The following is a 17,109-nucleotide window of genomic DNA, read 5'->3' on the forward strand; positions in this document are numbered from 1 at the left end:
TAGAATTTTATGTTTGAAAATTCAACTATTCTAGTTACTGGTGGCACTGGTTCATTTGGGCATATGTTCGTGCCTATGGTGCTCGAAAAGTACAACCCCAAAAAAGTGATCATTTACTCACGCGACGAGATGAAGCAGTGGGAGATGGCCAAGAAGTTCGCTGGCGATCCCCGCGTACGATTCTTCATTGGTGATGTGCGTGATCGGGATCGCATCTATCGGGCGCTGGATGGTGTCGATTATGTGGTGCATGCGGCGGCCACCAAGATCGTACCTACTGCCGAGTACAATCCCTTCGAGTGCGTCAAGACAAATGTCCAGGGCGCCATGAACTTGATTGATGCTTGCATCGACAAGGGTGTCAAGAAGGTAGTGGCGCTGTCCACTGACAAGGCCAGTAGCCCGATCAATCTGTATGGCGCCACCAAGCTGACCTCCGACAAACTCTTCGTCGCCGGCAATTCCTATGCCGGGGGCCATGATACCCGCTTTGCGGTCGTGCGTTATGGCAACGTAATGGGATCGCGCGGTTCGGTGATTCCGTTCTTCATGTCGATCCGCGACAAGGGTGTGCTGCCGATCACCGACAATCGCATGACCCGCTTCATGATTTCCCTTGAACAAGGGGTTGAGTTGGTGTGGCACGCCTTCGAGGATATGGAGGGGGGCGAGATCTACGTCAAGAAAATCCCTTCCATGAAAGTTACCGACCTGGGCCGCGTCGTCGCTCCGGAAGCCCGGCAGGAGGTCGTTGGCATTCGACCCGGCGAGAAGCTCCACGAGCAGATGATTGGCGCCGAGGATGCTTACTACACCTATGAGTACCCCGAGCACTTCAAGATTCTGCCCGCGATCAATAGCTGGGACCAGGATGCCAACCGCATCAAGGACGGCAAGAAGGTGCCGGAGGGGTTCGTCTATTCCAGTGATAACAATGCAGACTGGATGAGTGACGATGAGCTTGATGCATGGATTGATACCAACTGGGACAAGATCGGAGCCATCTGATGATTCCCTACGGACGCCAGGATATTCAGCAGGCCGACATTGATGCCGTGCTTGCTGTGCTGCAGTCGGACTTCCTGACCCAGGGCCCGATGGTACCGCGCTTCGAGAGCGCGGTGGCCAATCAGGTTGGCGCGCGCCACGCCCTGGCGGTCAACAGTGCCACTTCGGCACTGCATATCGCTTGTCTGGCGCTGGGGCTGGGTGAGGGTGATTGGTTGTGGACCTCGCCGATCACCTTTGTGGCCTCCGCCAATTGTGGCCTGTACTGCGGCGCGGGGGTCGACTTCGTGGATATCGATCCCCGCACTTACAATCTGTGCCCTACGGCACTGGAGGCCAAGCTCAAGCAGGCCGAGCATGCGGGAAGGCTTCCCAAGGTGCTGGTGGTGGTACACCTTTGCGGCCAGCCTTGCGACATGCAGGCCATTCATGCCCTGGGTCAGCGCTACGGCTTTCGGATTATCGAGGATGCCTCGCACGCCATCGGCGGCAAGTATCAGGGCGACTACATCGGCAGTGGTCGCTACAGTGATATCACCGTCTTTAGCTTCCACCCGGTGAAGATCATTACTACTGCCGAGGGCGGCATGGCGCTGACCAATGATGATGCCCTGGCCAGTCGTATGGAGTTGTTGCGCAGCCACGGCGTGACCCGCGACCCGTCGCTAATGACCCACGAGGCCGACGGGCCCTGGTATTACCAGCAGGTCGACCTGGGCTTCAACTACCGCATGACCGAGTTGCAGGCGGCCTTGGGGCTCTCCCAGCTTGAGCGCCTGGATAGCTACGTATCACGGCGCAATGAGATCGCTGCTCGTTATGATGACCGGTTAGTCGCGTTGCCCGTGATCACGCCTTGGCAGCACCCGGATGCTTATTCCGGGCGCCACCTCTACGTGATTCGCCTTGAGCTTGGTCAGATCAATGTGACGCATCGCCAGGTGTTCGAGGCGCTGCGCGAGCAGGGTATCGGTGTGAACCTGCATTACATTCCGGTTCACACCCAGCCCTATTACCAGCAACTGGGCTTCCGGCAGGGCGACTTCCCCGCCTCTGAAGCCTACTACGCCGAAGCGATCAGCCTGCCGCTCTATCCCAACATGACCGATGTCCAGCAGGACGAGGTGGTGACGGCCTTGGCACGAGCCTTGGAGGTCCCATGACAGAGCCGACAGAATTGCAGGCCATTGCGGTCATTCCTGCTCGGGGTGGCAGTAAACGCATCCCGCGCAAGAACATTCGCGAGTTTGGCGGCAAGCCCATGATCGCCTGGTCGATTGAGGCGGCCTTGGCAAGCGGCTGCTTCGACAGAGTCCTTGTCTCCACCGATGATGATGAGATAGCCGCCATGGCTATTGCGCTTGGCGCCGAAGCACCCTTTCGGCGTCCGGCTCAACTCGCTGACGACTATACAGGCACCGTGCCGGTCATCGCTCACGCTATCGACTGGCTTCAGTCTCAGGGCGAAGCACCGCAAGCAGTGTGCTGCCTCTACGCTACTGCGCCCTTTGTGCAGGCAGAAGATCTGAAGTCAGGTTTCTCGGCGCTGCAGGGCGGAGACGTGGACTACGCCTTTTCGGTGACGAGCTACGCCTTCCCCATTCAGCGCGCCCTTCGTCTGACGGACGAAGGGCGCGTGGAGATGTTCCAGCCAGAGCACTTCACCACCCGCTCGCAGGACCTTGAGGAAGCGTGGCACGATGCCGGACAGTTCTACTGGGGCAGGGCTGAAGCGTGGTTGGCCGGAATGTCGATCTTCAGCCAGCGTACAGTGCCGGTGAAGCTTCCTCGTCATCGCGTGCAGGATATCGATACGCCGGAAGATTGGCAGCGTGCCGAGTGGCTGTTCCGAACCTGGCAGGCTGAACTCTCCAAGAGGCTAGAGGATCAAGTATGAGCGCTGAAGGGAATCAGGCAGCCGCCCCTCTAGTGGTTTTTCGCGCCGATGCTTCGATCGAGATCGGTACTGGGCATGTGATGCGCTGCCTGACTCTTGCCGTTGCTCTCAGGACGCAGGGCGCCGACTGTCACTTCCTCTGTCGTGAGCATCAGGGCCACCTGATCTCGGTGATCGAGGCGCAGGGTTTTACTGCTCATCGCTTGCCCGGTGTGAGTCAGGTAGGCGCCGTACAGGTGGATGATACCCAACCCGATCATGCCCATTGGCTGGGTACTACCTGGGAGCATGACGCCGAGGTCTGTCTTCCCCTGATAATGCAATTGGCCCCGGACTGGCTGGTAGTGGATCATTACGCTCTTGATGCCCGCTGGGAATCGACCGTACTGGCGGAAGCCAAGGCGAATCCCGTTACCCGGCTGCTGGTCATTGACGATTTGGCCGACCGCCATCATCACGCTGATGTGTTGCTCGATCAGAATCAGGGTCGTGCGGCCGAGGATTATATTGGTCTGGTGCCAGCAGCTTGCCAGGTGCTGGCCGGCCCCCGGTTTGCTCTCTTGCGATCGGAGTTTGCCGAAATGCGGGGGAATAGCCAGGCTCGCCGACGCCAGCAACCGCGGCTCAAACGTTTGCTGATAAGCCTGGGCGGCGTCGACAAGGATAATGCTACTGGTCGGGTGCTCGACACTCTCAAGGCTTGCCATCTTCCCGATGAACTCGAGATCACCGTGGTGATGGGCCCCACGGCCCCTTGGTTGGATGACGTCAAGACCTCGGCTGCTGAATTGCCGTGGCCCACCGAGGTGGTGGTCAGCGTGTCGGATATGGCTCGGCGCATGGCCGAAGCGGATCTCGCCATCGGCGCCGCAGGCAGCACTTCCTGGGAGCGCTGTTGCTTGGGCCTACCCACACTGATGCTCATATTGGCCGAGAACCAGGAGGGCATTGCCCGAGCGTTGGATGCAGCCGGGGCGGCGATCTGTCTGGGCAGGCCGGAACAGCTTGCCGATAGGCTGTGCCACCATCTTTCCGCCCTCCAAGTGCCCCATCCCCTGCAGGCAATGAGCCACGCCGCCGCTCAGCTGACATCAGGTGAGGGGGTGATGACTCTCTGCCATACCATACTGCAGGAGGACGTATCTGTATGACACCGTCGGCTACTATCTTGCGCCCTCTTGAGGAAGCAGATCTCGCTCAGGTGCGCCAATGGCGCAACCATCCCGAGGTACGTCGTTTCATGTATACCCAGCATGAAATCGTCGAGGCCGAGCATCGCGCCTGGTTTCATCGTTCCCAACAAGAGCCACATCGCCATTTGCTGCTGGCCGAAACGGAAGGACGGCCATTCGGCTTTGTCAACATTCAGCTTGAGGATGTTGAGGCTCAGCGTGCGATATGGGGTTTCTATCTCGCTCCCCAGGCGCCGCGAGGCAGCGGCCAAGCGCTAGGACGAGCCGCACTAGCGCATGCCTTCGGCGAGTTAGGGCTGTACAAGCTGTGTGGCGAAGCGCTGGCCGGCAATGTGCGTTCACTCAAATTTCACGAGCGGCTGGGCTTCATCCGTGAAGCTCATCTCCGTGACCATCACTTTGATGGTCACATTTATCACGACGTCATTGGCTTCGGTTTACTCCGTAGCGAATGGCAAGCACTTCAAGGAGCCTGACGTCTCATGATGCTACCCCCTATTGAAATCGCTGGCCGTCGTATCGCGGCCGATCAGCCTCCCTATATCATCGCTGAGCTCTCTGCCAACCATAACGGCAAGTTGGAAACGGCCATGCGTATCATTGAGGAAGCCGCCAAGGCCGGTGCAGATGCCATCAAGCTGCAGACCTACCGCCCTGACACCATCACGCTCGACTGTGACAGTGAGGACTTCAAGATCAAAGGGGGGTTATGGGATGGACGTACCCTCTACGAACTCTATGAAGAAGCGCATATGCCTTGGGAGTGGCACCAGCCGCTCTTCGAACACGCCCGCAAGCTGGGCATCACCATCTTCAGTTCGCCCTTCGACACCACGGCTGTGGATCTTCTTGAAGAACTCGGCGCGCCGGCCTACAAGATTGCCTCCTTCGAGGCCGTAGATCTTCCGTTGATCGAGTATGTGGCCAAGACAGGCAAGCCTATGATCATCTCCACCGGGATGGCCGACGCCGAAGAGATCCAGGAGGCTGTTGACGCCGCCCGCGGTGCCGGATGTGAGCAATTGGCCATCCTGCAGTGCGTCAGCGGCTACCCGGCACCACCTGAAGACTACAATCTGCGTACTATCCCTGACATGATCGAGCGCTTTGGCCTGGTAACTGGACTCTCTGACCATACCATCGACAATACAACCGCCATCACTAGTGTGGCGCTGGGTGCCAGCCTGATCGAGAAGCACTTTACCCTGGACCGCGACGGAGGTGGCCCCGATGACAGCTTCTCGCTTGAACCGGCAGAGCTTGCCGCACTTTGTCGCGATACCAAGACTGCCTGGCAGGCACTCGGAAAAATCGACTATGGCCGTAAGTCAAGCGAGCAAGGGAACGCTCAATTCCGTCGCTCCCTATATTTCGTCAAGGATCTGAAGGCTGGGGAGGTGGTTACCGCGGATGCTGTGAAGAGTGTGAGGCCGGGCTACGGGATGTCCCCAAAATTTCTTGATAGTGTTGTCGGTAAAGAAGTAGCAGTTGACTTGAAAAAGAATTCACCCGTCAAAGAGGATGTTTTAAAAGTCTGAGGTTTGGTGCGGTTGTTGACCTGGCGTTGCGAGGTGGCCTTTCGCTTGGCCGAGGGTATGGGCTCGTTCAAGGCGGTATTGAGGGAGTGTCGGAGCGACGAGCGCCGGCTCATCTGTCTTGGGTGCCATCTGGCACGTGGTGGGCAGGCGCTGCAACCCGAGCTCGGATCTTGCCGACACTGGCATCAAAGGCTCGGTCCAAATGGGGGCACCCTTGGGCGGTTTCTTGAAGTTCTGCCTGGCGGCGGGGGGAAGCCCCAGACGAGAGTAATGCATGAAAACTGCCTAAATCGGACTTTGTAGCGCATTGCCAGCAGGATTGAGCGGCTTTATAACAGTTTTTGCTCATGGATGGTCTGATGCATGCACCGTCCTATTTGCAACATTCGTGATTTTTACGACTTTCGCCAAGCGTTGAAAGTGTAACAGAAGTTGTCAGACATCTTCTTTCTAAACGTTCTGCGGTAATCTTGGCTGCCGAAGACTGGGGTGAAATCGAAAATTTTTGGGGCATATAAAGCTTTGATTTTCTGCGCCAGTACCGCGTTTTTGATTCGGACGTGTCCAGTCATAAGCCGCCAGCACCAGCCCTTGCCACCAAGCGGTTGTAGAAGGATTCTCCCGGCTCCTGTGTCATTCGCAGGCGCAGGAGTGGAGAAGCACTCACGAGATGTAAAGAGGCCTTTTCATGTCGAGCCATCTCAAGACATTGGCTGCCGGCCTTGCGGCACTGACAGGTGCCAAGTCCTTCGTGGCCAATCCTGTGCTGGGGAACCCCGGGCTGAACCGTCGCGGGCTTCATCTGGTGCGCTTGCGCGCCGCGCATTGGATGATGCGCGTACGTCAGGCCTGGTTTGCCTATGGGGTGCCGCGAGAGCAGCGCAAGGCCTTTCAGCATGATGGCTACCTGCTGCTGGAGGATTTTCTGCCTGCGGAGCAGTATCAGCGGCTGGTCAGGGAGGCAGAGGGGGCACGTGGTGAGATTCGCCAGTGCCGCCAGGCAGATACCTTGACCCGTCGTCGTGTGATGGCGCCGGAAAATGTCGCAGCCTTGCCGGAAATGCAGGCCTTGATGCGTGACAAGCGGTTCCGGCGCCTGATGCGTTACTGCAGTGGCCATGCGCGACAGCCCATCATGCATCTGGAGCGTATTCACAATGGCGTGCTGGAAAGCCATGAGCGCGATCCCCAGAAGTCCCTGCATGTGGATACCTTCCAGCCCACCATGAAGTTCTGGCTGTATCTGCAGGATGTGACGCCTGCCCAGGGGCCTTTCATGTTTGTCCCGGGCTCCACGCGCATGTCGTCAGCGCGTCTGTCGTGGGAAAGGCACATGAGCCTGATCGCACGCGACCATCCCAATCGATACACGCAGCGTGGGTCTTTCCGTGTGGATGAAGGGGATCTCGAGCGATTTGGTCTAGGCGAGGTCAAGCACTTTGCCGTCAAGGCCAACACACTGTTGATCGCCAATACCTATGGCATGCATGGGCGTGGTGAAGCAGAGCAGAGCAGTACACGCTTTGCACTGTGGGGGATGAGTCGCACGACTCCCTTTTCCCCCTTGCCGGGGCTTGGCTTCGAGTGGATCAATCGTCTCCAATATCGTGTGCTGGAAGCGGAGCGTCAGCGTGATGATCGCAAGGCCGCCGCGCGAGGTGAGAAGGCTTCCTGGTTCGTGCCTTCCGACAACGGGGATCTTTGACCCGGGCTCATGTGACAGAGCCTTGTGACAGGGCGTTGTGACAGCGCCAGGAGTCAGTGAGCTTTATTGCTGACGTCAGATTTTGCGTGTCATCAAGCCCTGAGGCTCATCCTTTAGCCACCTTGCAAGCCAGGCCTCCCTCATGATGGACGAGAGAGTGAAAAGCCCCGTTCGCTACGCGTTCGGGGCTTTTTTGTGCCTGTCATACTGGAGACGGAGTCATCTGGCTCTCTATATAAGTTGGTTCTCATTATGTGGGTATGTCATTCGGGCGAGGAATTTCAGCTGTGATACTGCACGCTAATCGGCCAAGGGCGGGCGGGGCGGTGGCGTATCATCAGGAGACAACAAGGGACGAGCCCGGGGATGTTGTGTGGTATCCCCATGACTCTGACCCTTGATTCTCTGCACTCTCAATTTTCTTTCTGCGCCGAGTGCGTGGCTGAGGTGAAGCATGAAGTTCCTGATTACCGGCGGTGCCGGGTTCATCGGCTCTGCCGTGGTGCGCGAGCTGATCGATTCGACGTCCCATGAAGTGGTCAACCTGGACAAGCTGACCTATGCGGGCAATCTGGATTCGCTGGAGTCCGTCAGTGATCATCCGCGGTATGTCTTCGAGCATGCGGACATCTGTGATGCCGAGGCGCTGGCACGTATCTTCAGTGTGCATCAGCCGGATATCGTCATGCACCTTGCCGCCGAGAGCCATGTCGATCGCTCCATCGATGGGCCGGAGGCCTTCATCGAAACCAACGTCATGGGCACCTGCCGGTTGCTGGAGGCGTCACGCCGTTACTGGAAGCAATTGGCATTGGTGAATCCTGCCAAGGCCGAGACGTTCCGCTTCCATCACATCTCGACCGATGAGGTGTTTGGTGATCTTGCAGAGGATGACCCCGGCTTCACGGAGCAGACACCCTATGCGCCGAGTTCGCCCTATTCGGCCAGCAAGGCGGGGTCGGACCATCTGGTAAGAGCCTGGCAGCGAACCTTCGGTCTACCGACAGTGATGACCAACTGCTCGAACAATTATGGCCCCTATCACTTCCCCGAGAAGTTGATTCCCCTGACCATCCTCAATGCCCTGGCGGGCAAGCCACTGCCGGTGTATGGCAATGGCCACCAGGTGCGCGATTGGCTGTATGTCGAGGACCACGCGCGTGCCTTGATCAAGGTGGCGTGCGAGGCGCCGCTGGGGGAGAGCTACAACATCGGCGGGCATAACGAGCAGCGCAATATCGACGTGGTTCGCCTGATCTGTGAGACGTTGGAAGCCTTGGTGCCGCAAAAGCCTCAAGGCCTTGCGCACTACCGTGATCTGATCACCTTCGTGACCGACAGGCCCGGGCACGATCTGCGTTATGCCATTGATGCCGACAAGATAGCGCGTGATCTGGGATGGCGGCCGCGGGAGACCTTCGAGTCGGGCCTGCGCAAGACGGTTCAGTGGTATCTGGATAATCCTGAGTGGTGGCAGCGGATTCGTGATGGCCGCTATCAGGGAGAGCGTCTGGGAGCCGAGATCTGATCCGGGCACCATGCAGGAGCTGAAGTGACTCAACAGCCTGAGGAGACTTGGCATGAGTCTCATCATGCTCCTGCCTTGCCCAGCCCTGAGCTATATATACTGTTTTAGTGATATTTTTATAAGCAGTATAAATAGCAATAAAATGCGTAATCTTGCGGCTAAAACCATGCTGCAGGCGTCCTTCTTGCTGTTTACGCTATGAGCTGAATCAGATGCTGCGTCAGGGAGCCCGGTGAGCTTGTCAGTTCACTGGGTCAGGGAGCGTAGGCACTGACTGATCTGCGACGACAGCAGAAATTCAGCAGGGACAGGGAGCGTAACATGGCACGGAAAGGCATCATTCTCGCGGGGGGCTCCGGCACTCGCTTGCACCCGATCACGTTAGGCGTTTCAAAGCAGTTGCTGCCTATCTACGACAAGCCGATGATCTTCTATCCCGCCTCGGTCCTGATGTTGGCCGGCATCCAGGACATCATGATCATCTCGACGCCTGAGGACTTGCCGCAGTATCAGCAGCTGCTCGGCAGTGGTGAGCAATATGGCGTTCGCTTTGAGTATGCCGTGCAGCCTAGCCCGGATGGGCTGGCTCAGGCTTTCCTGATCGCCGAGGACTTCATCGGTGAGGATGATGTCTGCCTGGTGCTGGGGGACAATATCTTCCATGGCCCCAACTTCACGGGTCAGCTCAAGCATGCCGCGTCACGCGCCACGGGGGCGACGGTCTTCGGGTATCTGGTGCAGGACCCGGAGCGCTTTGGCGTGGTGGAGTTCGACGAGCAGGGCAAGGCGCTTTCCATCGAAGAAAAGCCTGCCCATCCTCGTTCGCCCTTCGCGGTGACCGGCCTTTATTTCTACGACAACGATGTCGTGGAGATCGCCAAGCGCGTCAAGCCTTCCTCTCGGGGGGAGCTGGAAATCACCTGCATCAACAATGCCTATCTGGAGCGGGGCGACCTGCATGTCGAGCGCTTGGGGCGTGGCTTCGCCTGGCTGGATACCGGCACGCATGACAGCCTGCTGGAGGCTGGGCAGTACGTGCAGACCATCGAGCATCGTCAGGGGCTCAAGATCGCCTGTCTGGAAGAGATCGCCTGGGGCAATGGCTGGATCGATGACGATGAGATGTTCGCGCTCGGCCAGCGCCTCAGCAAGACTGGCTATGGTCAGTACCTGCTCAAGCGTCTGGAGGATGTGCGCCGTGCCACGGCACTCGGTGAAGACCGCCACGAACTGATACGCGTGGCGTGATAAGAGTCAGCTTCACGCAAGGCACATAACCCGATTCGACATCGGGTTCATCAACCCACAAGGCCCGCAGCTTACCCTGCGGGCCTTGTCGTTTCTGGTCTTGGGGCCGTCCAATCGGGCGCTGCCAGAGGCGATTTGGTGTCCAACGCAGGTAACACATCGTTTACATCCGCTACACACCAGCAAAATTTGAGTGGTGTGATGCCCAGAAATCATTAAGCTCAAAGTAAGCGTCCCAGAGTCAGTGTGTGCTCTCGCTCGCGCTTGTTTGGCGCTCACGCCGAACGTGCCGGGACCATGAATGCCTCGAGTAAAGGAGACTGACATGACCGCCTTCCCGACCACTCCTCGTTGGATCGTCCTCAGTGATGAAGCCCAGGCGCTGGAAGATATCTACTTCTTCCTGCCTGCCATGGCCGCGTTGCGCAAGGAAGGCACACGTGTCGAGCGGTTTGAAACCCGCCGTTGGAAGTTCTCCCCCAAGCTTGCCCAGGCGCGCCTCACCGGCGCCTGCCTGCTGATCGCGCGGAGCCTGGGACGGGAATGGATCGCGATGCTGGAAACACACCGTGAGCAGCACGGTCGTATCTGCTACCTCGTCGATCATCTGTATTCGCCTGAGCTGCTGTCAGCGGAGCAGGGCAATGCCACCCCTGAAGCAGGCTCTGAGTCTGAGGCTGCCCAATTGCAGCAGCGATTGTTCGCGCTGGCGGATGAGGTCGTCGTGGTCAGCGAGCAGCTGGAGGCCGCTCTGGCGAGTCTGCATCCCAGAGTCAGCCTGTTGACGCCGCCACTGACTGGCAAGCTGCCGGATCTGCATCATCTCGAGCAGAGCGACTGGTGCATCGGTTTTCACGGCACTCTGGCGCATCGTGAGGACATCCTCACGCTGGCCCCGGTGCTGCGCGATATCCAGACGCGGCATTCGGACAGTGAGGTAGAGTTGATGATGGGCCGTCATCTGCCGCTGGCGCTCAGCGATATTCCTCGCCTCAAGACGATGGAGGCCGTCAGCTGGGAGGCCTTTCAGGATTATTGCTCGCGGCGTCGGATCGCTATCGGTCTGGCGCCCTTGATGGAAAACTCCGATAATCGCGCCGCCTCCTGGCTGCGATTTCTCGATATCACCCGCATGGGCGGGGTGGGTATCTACAGTCGCCGGGCGCCCTATGTCGATCTGATCGAGGACGGCGTGGATGGCCTGTTGGTCGGGGATGATCCGGCAGAATGGACAGCCGCCCTCGAGCGCCTGCTGGGCGATCGTGATGCGACGCGTGCCATGGCGCACAACGCGCAACACAAGGCCCATGAAGTGGGTGACCCGCTGCGGGTGCTGGATTTCTGGCGCGCGCGCTCGACGGTGGCGCGTGCCCGCTAGCGGAGTCGTCTGTAATGGCCTGACTCAAACAGCCTGACCGAAATCGCCCGACCCAATCACTGTTTGCTCAAGCGCCGTGCCCCTCAGGGGTGCGGCGCTTTGTTATTATCTAGCCATCTTTTCGTTCTGAGTCATTTGCCCTGTTGAAAGGAGTGCTGCATGGCCACCCCCGAGTTACCCGATGACTTGCCAAGCGTTGCGTCGCAGTCGTCACAGAAGGATGCCGAGGTGGCGCACAGTCAGCGTCTCGCCAGCCCAGCGGTCGCTCGCAATCGTGACGTGATTCTTGATGTCCTGCGGGATGTGCTGGCACAGCGACGTCAGGTGCTGGAGCTGGCCAGTGGCAGTGGCGAGCACGCCGTGCATTTCGCCCACGGGCTCCCCCATCTGGAGTGGCAGCCCAGCGATGCCAGCCCGCGTGCGCTGGAATCCATCGCGGACTGGCGGGCCGAGGCCGCACTGCCCAACCTCAAGGCGCCGATCACGCTGGATGTGCAGGCCGAGTGGCCTGAGGTGGCCTGCGATGCGCTGGTGGCGATCAATCTGATCCACATCTCGCCGTGGCGGGTCACGTCCGAGCTGATGTTGCAGGCCGGTCGACTTCTCCCGAAGGACGGCGTGCTGTATCTCTACGGCCCCTACAAGCGGGGAGGTCAGCACACGGCGCCGAGCAACGAAGGCTTTGATGTGCAGCTCAAGAGCCGCAACCCGCTATGGGGCGTGCGTGATCTGGAGGAGGTCATCGAGGAAGCGGAGCGCAACGGCTTGCGGCTTGATAAGGTGGTCGAGATGCCGGCGAACAATCTGAGCGTGGTCTTTCGGCGTTAGCGCTGGCGGTCAGTAGCCCGTTAGAGAGGGTGAGTACACCTGATGTGACCCACTCACTCCGACAATGCCCCGTCCTGTCGCCAGGTCGGGGCATTGTCGTGTCTTGGCGAAGGAAATGCGGCTGCATGGTAGTGCGCAAGCGCTTGAATTCCCGACTCACCTTCAATAAGGGCTGCTATCTATCTACCTATATATGTATTGATGCTTCCAACCTGACTGACATCAAATGGGGAATACCACAGCCCCTCCACCGCGCAACGAACGTTATAAAGAAGCCTGCTTGCGTAGGCTGAGTGCAACGGGGAGACGCAAGCGGAAGCGATCGCGCAGGACTGGGAGGTGGTCCAGCGGGCAGTGTCGAGAAAGGCGGCGTTTAGAAGGGCAGACGTTCCCAGGCGATCGCTTCGCTAGAGGCCGAATGTTGCGAACACCAAAGTACGCGTGCCACACATCAGGCCAGCCCAACGTCGGTAACTTACGCGTCTGGCGTCTCGTCATCGTCGTCTTCCTTGAGCGAGCCTTCTGCCAGAGGGGATGAGAAAGGTTGCGGGTCGTGAGAGGCAGACCTTGCGTCACTTTCCATAGTAAAGGGCAGCAGGGCTGACAACAGGACCGCCGTGAACAGCGAGAACAATGAATCGAAGTGTTTCATGCGCATACCCCTCTAGACCGTGAGTGTGTCTACAGAGCCTATGCCGCCCAAGGCGTGATTGCCTTTCGGTAATCTCGATATGGACTAGTGGCGCAACCGATGTCACCCCCTCAGGCGTAGTGGCCGAGGTATCAGCGGGCGTCGGGTTCTCGCTCGGTATCATTCCAGTCGATCACATGGCTGATGATCTTCCAGCCGGCCTTGCGTGCCGCCTTCTCGGCATGGATGCGCGCTTCCATTCGCGAGATGCTGTCGGTCTGCACCGTGAAGGGCACTTCCAATGCCAGTCGCTTCTGCTTGACGCCAAGCGTCACACGCAGTCCCTTGAGGGGAGTGGTGGTCTCTCTGGCGCGTGGTGCTTCAGGACGCGCGCGAGGAGCGGACTCACGGGAGGTTGAACTGGCGGTTCTGTTGGTACTGCGCACGAACTTGTCGAGTTCGCGTTTCATGCTTTCTTCGAATTGGTCGACTGACATGTCACTCATCTGGGTAACCCCGTTTGATCAAAGGAATTCACATCTGAAGCAGCAGGGAATCAACACACATAGGTGGTGATGACTTGCGAGATTTCGGTAAGGCGCGTCTTGCCGGTAAATTCAAATCTCACCGTACCGAGTGCCGAGAAATAGATCGTGAGCTCTGAATCAAGATCAAATGTGCCGGAAGTTTCGATGGAATAGGTTTCAATCTTCTTGTAAGGGAGGGAGGTGAAGTCCTTCTTGCTGCCAGTCAATCCTTGAACATTGACAGCGATAATACGCTTGTTGGTAAACACGACCCCGTCACGCATTGATTTATAGGCTGAAATGATTTCTTCGCCATCGATCAGCAGGTCATTGACACGTTCGGCATATTCATCGTTCTGTTTGAGTTTAAAAAAGCCTTTATTATTGAAATCTATCATTGTATTACCTTGTGATTCGACAGTGCTGCCATCTGGGGATACTTCGCTAGCGCATGAGCAGGGGCCATCCCTCGGCCTCTGGCGGGACATGCGGTTTTTTCAGTATCACGACTAGAATAATCCATCCCGCGCCAACGGAGTAGCCCCGCGCCCTGACACCAGAGCTCCGAGGCGATCAAGTGTGCTGCATGGCCGTGCCAGAAGGGAGAACGTCGGAATGCACACCGGCCTCTCTGGTCAGCATATAGCTTGCTGTCCGATCTCGGGAGGCCACCTTCCTTCACTCAGACGGCCAGACTTCTTCGAGACTTTGCAGGGCGGCTTCGACACAGGGTTCGTGTTGCTTGTCGTGACGCCACACCACACTCAAGGCGCAGGGCAGGCGGGTATCCGGCACGATATTGAGGCCACGTTCCTGACGCTCGGCCAGCGCCAACACATCGCGGGCCAGTGTCAGCCCGACGCCGGCGCGGACCAGGTCCAGCATGCAGACTTCCTGATCCACCTGCGCGACGCGATGAGGGGTGCACTGACTGTCACGCATGGCATGCGCCAGCAGGCGTGAGTGAACGGAATTTTCCGGCGTCACGATCCACGGCAGGGCGGCCAGGGAGGGCCAGTCAGTCTCCGTCAGGCGCGCTGACCAGCCGCTGGGGGCGAGAATGAAATAGTCGAAGAATGCCAGCTCGCGATAACAGAGGGAGTCATCGCGTGGTCCTTCTCCGGGGGGAGCGAGGTAGAAGCCGATTTCCAGCTCATTCTGGCGCAGTGCCTTGAGGACGCAGCCGCTCATGCCGTGATGGAGTTCCGTTTCCAGATTGGGTGCGCGTTCCAGCAGATGGCGCAGCAAGCTGCCCAGACGAATGAACTCCGGGTCGACGATGGTGCCGATGCGCAGCTTGCCGCGCACTGTGCTGTGCAGTGCCGCGGCGGCCTGCTCGAAGCCACGCGCGCTGGCCAGGGTCTTCTCGGCACTGGGCAGCAAGGCCTGGCCATCGGCCGTCAACAACAGGCCATGGGGGTGACGCTCGAACAGGCTCAATCCCAGGCCTTCCTGCAATTGCTTGAGCTTGAGGCTGATCGCGGGCTGGGTGAGGTGCAACGCCTGCGCCGCTCGCGACACGCTGCCGGTGCGCGCCACGGTGACAAAGGCATTGAGTCGGGACAGATCCTGCATCAGTGACATCCATGTGTTTGGCATTTTCTGGCCGGCGAGACGCGTGCTGCTGGCCCTGCATCACACATTGTGGCCTGAATTCGTTCTCGGTCACCTATTGGCCATTGGTCGCGGTAAGCCGTGTTCACCCGGGACAGGCCTCGTGATCGAAGCGCCTGCCGCTGTCGAAATCCCCTCCTCCTTTTTCGTTATAACTGATTGATTGTAAACGATTAACTTTTGCTCTGGTTCTCGAGGGAAGCGGAGAAATTTCTGAGCGAAATCGGATATCAGCAATCGTTATATCTCACCCAAGAATTACTCAATTGCACCCTGCGCGTGGCGGCGTAATTTCATGAACACCTGCTGATGGCATGTCCTCGTTCGTCATTGACCAGGCGAAGGACCTTCAGCGCCAGACATGTGCATTACACAGGCTTATTCCTATAAAACACCGCCAGCGGAGATCAGCACCATGACGACAGCAGCCAACGCTATCCAGCATTTCATCAACGGCCAGGTGACCCGAGGCGATTCCAGCGCCACTCAGGATGTCTTCAATCCGGCGACCGGCAAGGTGACCGGCCAGGTCGCGCTGGCACGCAACAGTGATGTCGATGCCGCCGTGGCTGCTGCCGACGCCGCCTTCCCGGCCTGGGCCGACACGCCGCCGATTCGCCGTGCCCGAGTGATGTTCAAGTTCCTCGCACTGCTCAACGAGCACAAGGACGAGCTGGCGGAGGCGATCACCCGCGAGCACGGCAAGGTATTCACCGACGCCCAGGGCGAAGTGGCACGCGGCATCGATATCGTCGAATTCGCCTGCGGTATCCCGCAGCTGCTCAAGGGTGACTTCACCGACCAGGTCAGCACCGGCATCGACAACTGGACGATGCGCCAGCCGCTGGGCGTCGTCGCAGGCATCACGCCGTTCAACTTCCCGGTGATGGTGCCGATGTGGATGTTCCCGGTCGCCATCGCGGCAGGCAACAGCTTCGTGCTCAAGCCGAGCCCGCTGGACCCCAGCGCCTCGCTGATGATGGCGGACCTGCTCAAGCAGGCGGGCCTGCCGGATGGCGTCTTCAACGTGGTGCAGGGCGACAAGGATTCCGTCGAGGCGCTGATCGATCATCCCAAGGTGCGTGCTCTGTCCTTCGTGGGCTCGACCCCGATCGCCAACCTGATCTATGAGCGCGGCGCACGTCACGGCAAGCGCATCCAGGCACTGGGTGGCGCCAAGAACCACATGGTGGTGATGCCGGACGCCAACCTCGACAAGGCGGTGGATGCCCTGATCGGCGCGGCCTACGGCTCCGCCGGCGAGCGCTGCATGGCCATCAGCGTGGCGGTGATGGTGGGCGATGTGGCGGACACCCTAGTGCCGCGTCTGGCCGAGCGTGCCCGCGAGCTCAAGATCAAGGACGGCATGAATCTGGACGCCGAGATGGGCCCGATCGTCACCCGTCAGGCGCATGAGCGTATCTGCGGTTACATCGAAAAGGGCGTCGCGGAAGGGGCAGAGATGATCGTCGACGGGCGTGAGTTCACCGGCAACGACATCGGCGGCGACAGCACTGAAGGCTTCTGGATGGGCGGCACGCTGTTCGATCACGTCACGCCGGACATGACCATCTACAAGGAAGAGATCTTCGGCCCGGTCCTGGCCTGTGTCCGCGTGCCGGACGTCGCGACCGCCATCCAGCTGATCAACGACCACGAATTCGGCAACGGCGTGAGCTGCTTCACCGAGAGCGGCAGTGTCGCGCGTGAATTCGGGCGCCGCATTCAGGTCGGCATGGTCGGCATCAACGTGCCGATTCCGGTCCCGATGGCCTGGCACGGTTTCGGTGGCTGGAAGAGCTCCCTGTTCGGGGATACCCACGCCTACGGAGAAGAGGGTGTGCGTTTCTATACCAAGCAGAAGTCCATCATGCAGCGCTGGTCGGATTCCATCGATGCCGGTGCCGAATTCGCCATGCCGACGGCCAAGTAAGTCGCTCGCGACTGCGGTCATCTGCATTCTGGTTATCTACCAGCATACGCCAGCTGTCTGGAGAGGGACGCGCCATGTCAG

16 protein-coding genes are annotated in these 17,109 nt (G+C 58.9%); 12 read left to right on the plus strand and 4 right to left on the minus strand.

Translation table 11 applies throughout. The annotated features are described in order from the left end of the window. The first annotated feature begins 9 nt into the window (after positions 1–9). The 11 genes from pseB to ACJJV2_RS06290 all read left to right on the plus strand — a co-directional run bounded on the left by pseB (position 10) and on the right by ACJJV2_RS06290 (position 12,323). Positions 10–1,008: a UDP-N-acetylglucosamine 4,6-dehydratase (inverting) gene (pseB, locus tag ACJJV2_RS06240; protein ID WP_405279047.1), complete on the plus strand. Its 999-nt coding sequence runs from the start codon at positions 10–12 to the stop codon at positions 1,006–1,008. Continuing rightward, positions 1,008–2,171, plus strand: coding sequence for a UDP-4-amino-4,6-dideoxy-N-acetyl-beta-L-altrosamine transaminase (pseC, locus tag ACJJV2_RS06245; RefSeq protein WP_405279050.1), 1,164 nt, complete (start codon positions 1,008–1,010; stop codon positions 2,169–2,171). Before pseB ends, pseC begins: the two co-directional genes overlap by 1 nt. Then, positions 2,168–2,905 (plus strand): pseudaminic acid cytidylyltransferase, encoded by a 738-nt coding sequence (gene pseF / locus ACJJV2_RS06250; protein WP_405279052.1) that lies wholly within the window; start codon positions 2,168–2,170, stop codon positions 2,903–2,905. Before pseC ends, pseF begins: the two co-directional genes overlap by 4 nt. Next, positions 2,902–4,056: a UDP-2,4-diacetamido-2,4,6-trideoxy-beta-L-altropyranose hydrolase gene (gene pseG, locus ACJJV2_RS06255; RefSeq protein ID WP_405279055.1), complete on the plus strand. Its 1,155-nt coding sequence runs from the start codon at positions 2,902–2,904 to the stop codon at positions 4,054–4,056. The genes pseF and pseG overlap by 4 nt, the downstream gene beginning before the upstream one ends. Continuing rightward, positions 4,053–4,574: a UDP-4-amino-4,6-dideoxy-N-acetyl-beta-L-altrosamine N-acetyltransferase gene (gene pseH / locus ACJJV2_RS06260; protein WP_405279058.1), complete on the plus strand. Its 522-nt coding sequence runs from the start codon at positions 4,053–4,055 to the stop codon at positions 4,572–4,574. Before pseG ends, pseH begins: the two co-directional genes overlap by 4 nt. 6 nt (positions 4,575–4,580) lie before the next feature. Beyond that, the gene (pseI, locus tag ACJJV2_RS06265; RefSeq protein ID WP_405279061.1) at positions 4,581–5,636 is read left to right on the plus strand and encodes a pseudaminic acid synthase; all 1,056 of its coding nucleotides are present in this window, start codon (positions 4,581–4,583) and stop codon (positions 5,634–5,636) included. 688 nt (positions 5,637–6,324) lie between these two features. Beyond that, on the plus strand, positions 6,325–7,341 hold the full coding sequence (locus ACJJV2_RS06270) for a phytanoyl-CoA dioxygenase family protein (protein ID WP_405279064.1): 1,017 nt from the start codon (positions 6,325–6,327) through the stop codon (positions 7,339–7,341). Between the two features lie 454 nt (positions 7,342–7,795). Continuing rightward, on the plus strand, positions 7,796–8,869 hold the full coding sequence (rfbB, locus tag ACJJV2_RS06275) for a dTDP-glucose 4,6-dehydratase (RefSeq protein ID WP_107334486.1): 1,074 nt from the start codon (positions 7,796–7,798) through the stop codon (positions 8,867–8,869). A 321-nt stretch (positions 8,870–9,190) separates the two neighbouring features. Continuing rightward, positions 9,191–10,117: a glucose-1-phosphate thymidylyltransferase RfbA gene (gene rfbA, locus ACJJV2_RS06280; protein WP_279833032.1), complete on the plus strand. Its 927-nt coding sequence runs from the start codon at positions 9,191–9,193 to the stop codon at positions 10,115–10,117. 325 nt (positions 10,118–10,442) lie between these two features. Next, complete coding sequence (locus ACJJV2_RS06285) at positions 10,443–11,495, plus strand: glycosyltransferase (protein WP_405279069.1); 1,053 nt, start codon at positions 10,443–10,445, stop codon at positions 11,493–11,495. Positions 11,496–11,654: 159 nt separating this feature from the next. Then, positions 11,655–12,323 (plus strand): DUF938 domain-containing protein, encoded by a 669-nt coding sequence (locus ACJJV2_RS06290; protein ID WP_405279072.1) that lies wholly within the window; start codon positions 11,655–11,657, stop codon positions 12,321–12,323. Positions 12,324–12,798: 475 nt separating this feature from the next. On the opposite strand, the gene ACJJV2_RS06295 is transcribed toward ACJJV2_RS06290, so the two are convergent. The 4 genes from ACJJV2_RS06295 to ACJJV2_RS06310 form a co-directional block, all read right to left on the minus strand. Continuing rightward, complete coding sequence (locus ACJJV2_RS06295) at positions 12,799–12,975, minus strand: hypothetical protein (protein WP_405279075.1); 177 nt, start codon at positions 12,973–12,975, stop codon at positions 12,799–12,801. Positions 12,976–13,106: 131 nt separating this feature from the next. Further along, positions 13,107–13,451, minus strand: coding sequence for a hypothetical protein (locus tag ACJJV2_RS06300; RefSeq protein ID WP_405279077.1), 345 nt, complete (start codon positions 13,449–13,451; stop codon positions 13,107–13,109). 59 nt (positions 13,452–13,510) lie between these two features. Then, on the minus strand, positions 13,511–13,879 hold the full coding sequence (locus tag ACJJV2_RS06305; protein WP_054557116.1) for a PH domain-containing protein: 369 nt from the start codon (positions 13,877–13,879) through the stop codon (positions 13,511–13,513). Positions 13,880–14,159: 280 nt separating this feature from the next. Further along, a complete protein-coding gene (locus ACJJV2_RS06310; protein ID WP_054557117.1) occupies positions 14,160–15,056 on the minus strand; it encodes a LysR family transcriptional regulator in 897 nt (298 codons plus the stop codon). Between the two features lie 454 nt (positions 15,057–15,510). Here ACJJV2_RS06310 and ACJJV2_RS06315 point away from each other — a divergent pair, with 454 nt between their 5' ends. Beyond that, positions 15,511–17,028 carry a CoA-acylating methylmalonate-semialdehyde dehydrogenase gene (locus tag ACJJV2_RS06315; protein WP_107334494.1) on the plus strand — a complete coding sequence of 506 codons (1,518 nt, stop codon included), beginning with the start codon at positions 15,511–15,513 and terminating at the stop codon, positions 17,026–17,028. Positions 17,029–17,109: the final 81 nt, after the last annotated feature.

The organism is Cobetia sp. Ld8 (assembly GCF_045066615.1).
Taxonomy (GTDB): Bacteria; Pseudomonadota; Gammaproteobacteria; order Pseudomonadales; family Halomonadaceae; genus Cobetia; species Cobetia amphilecti.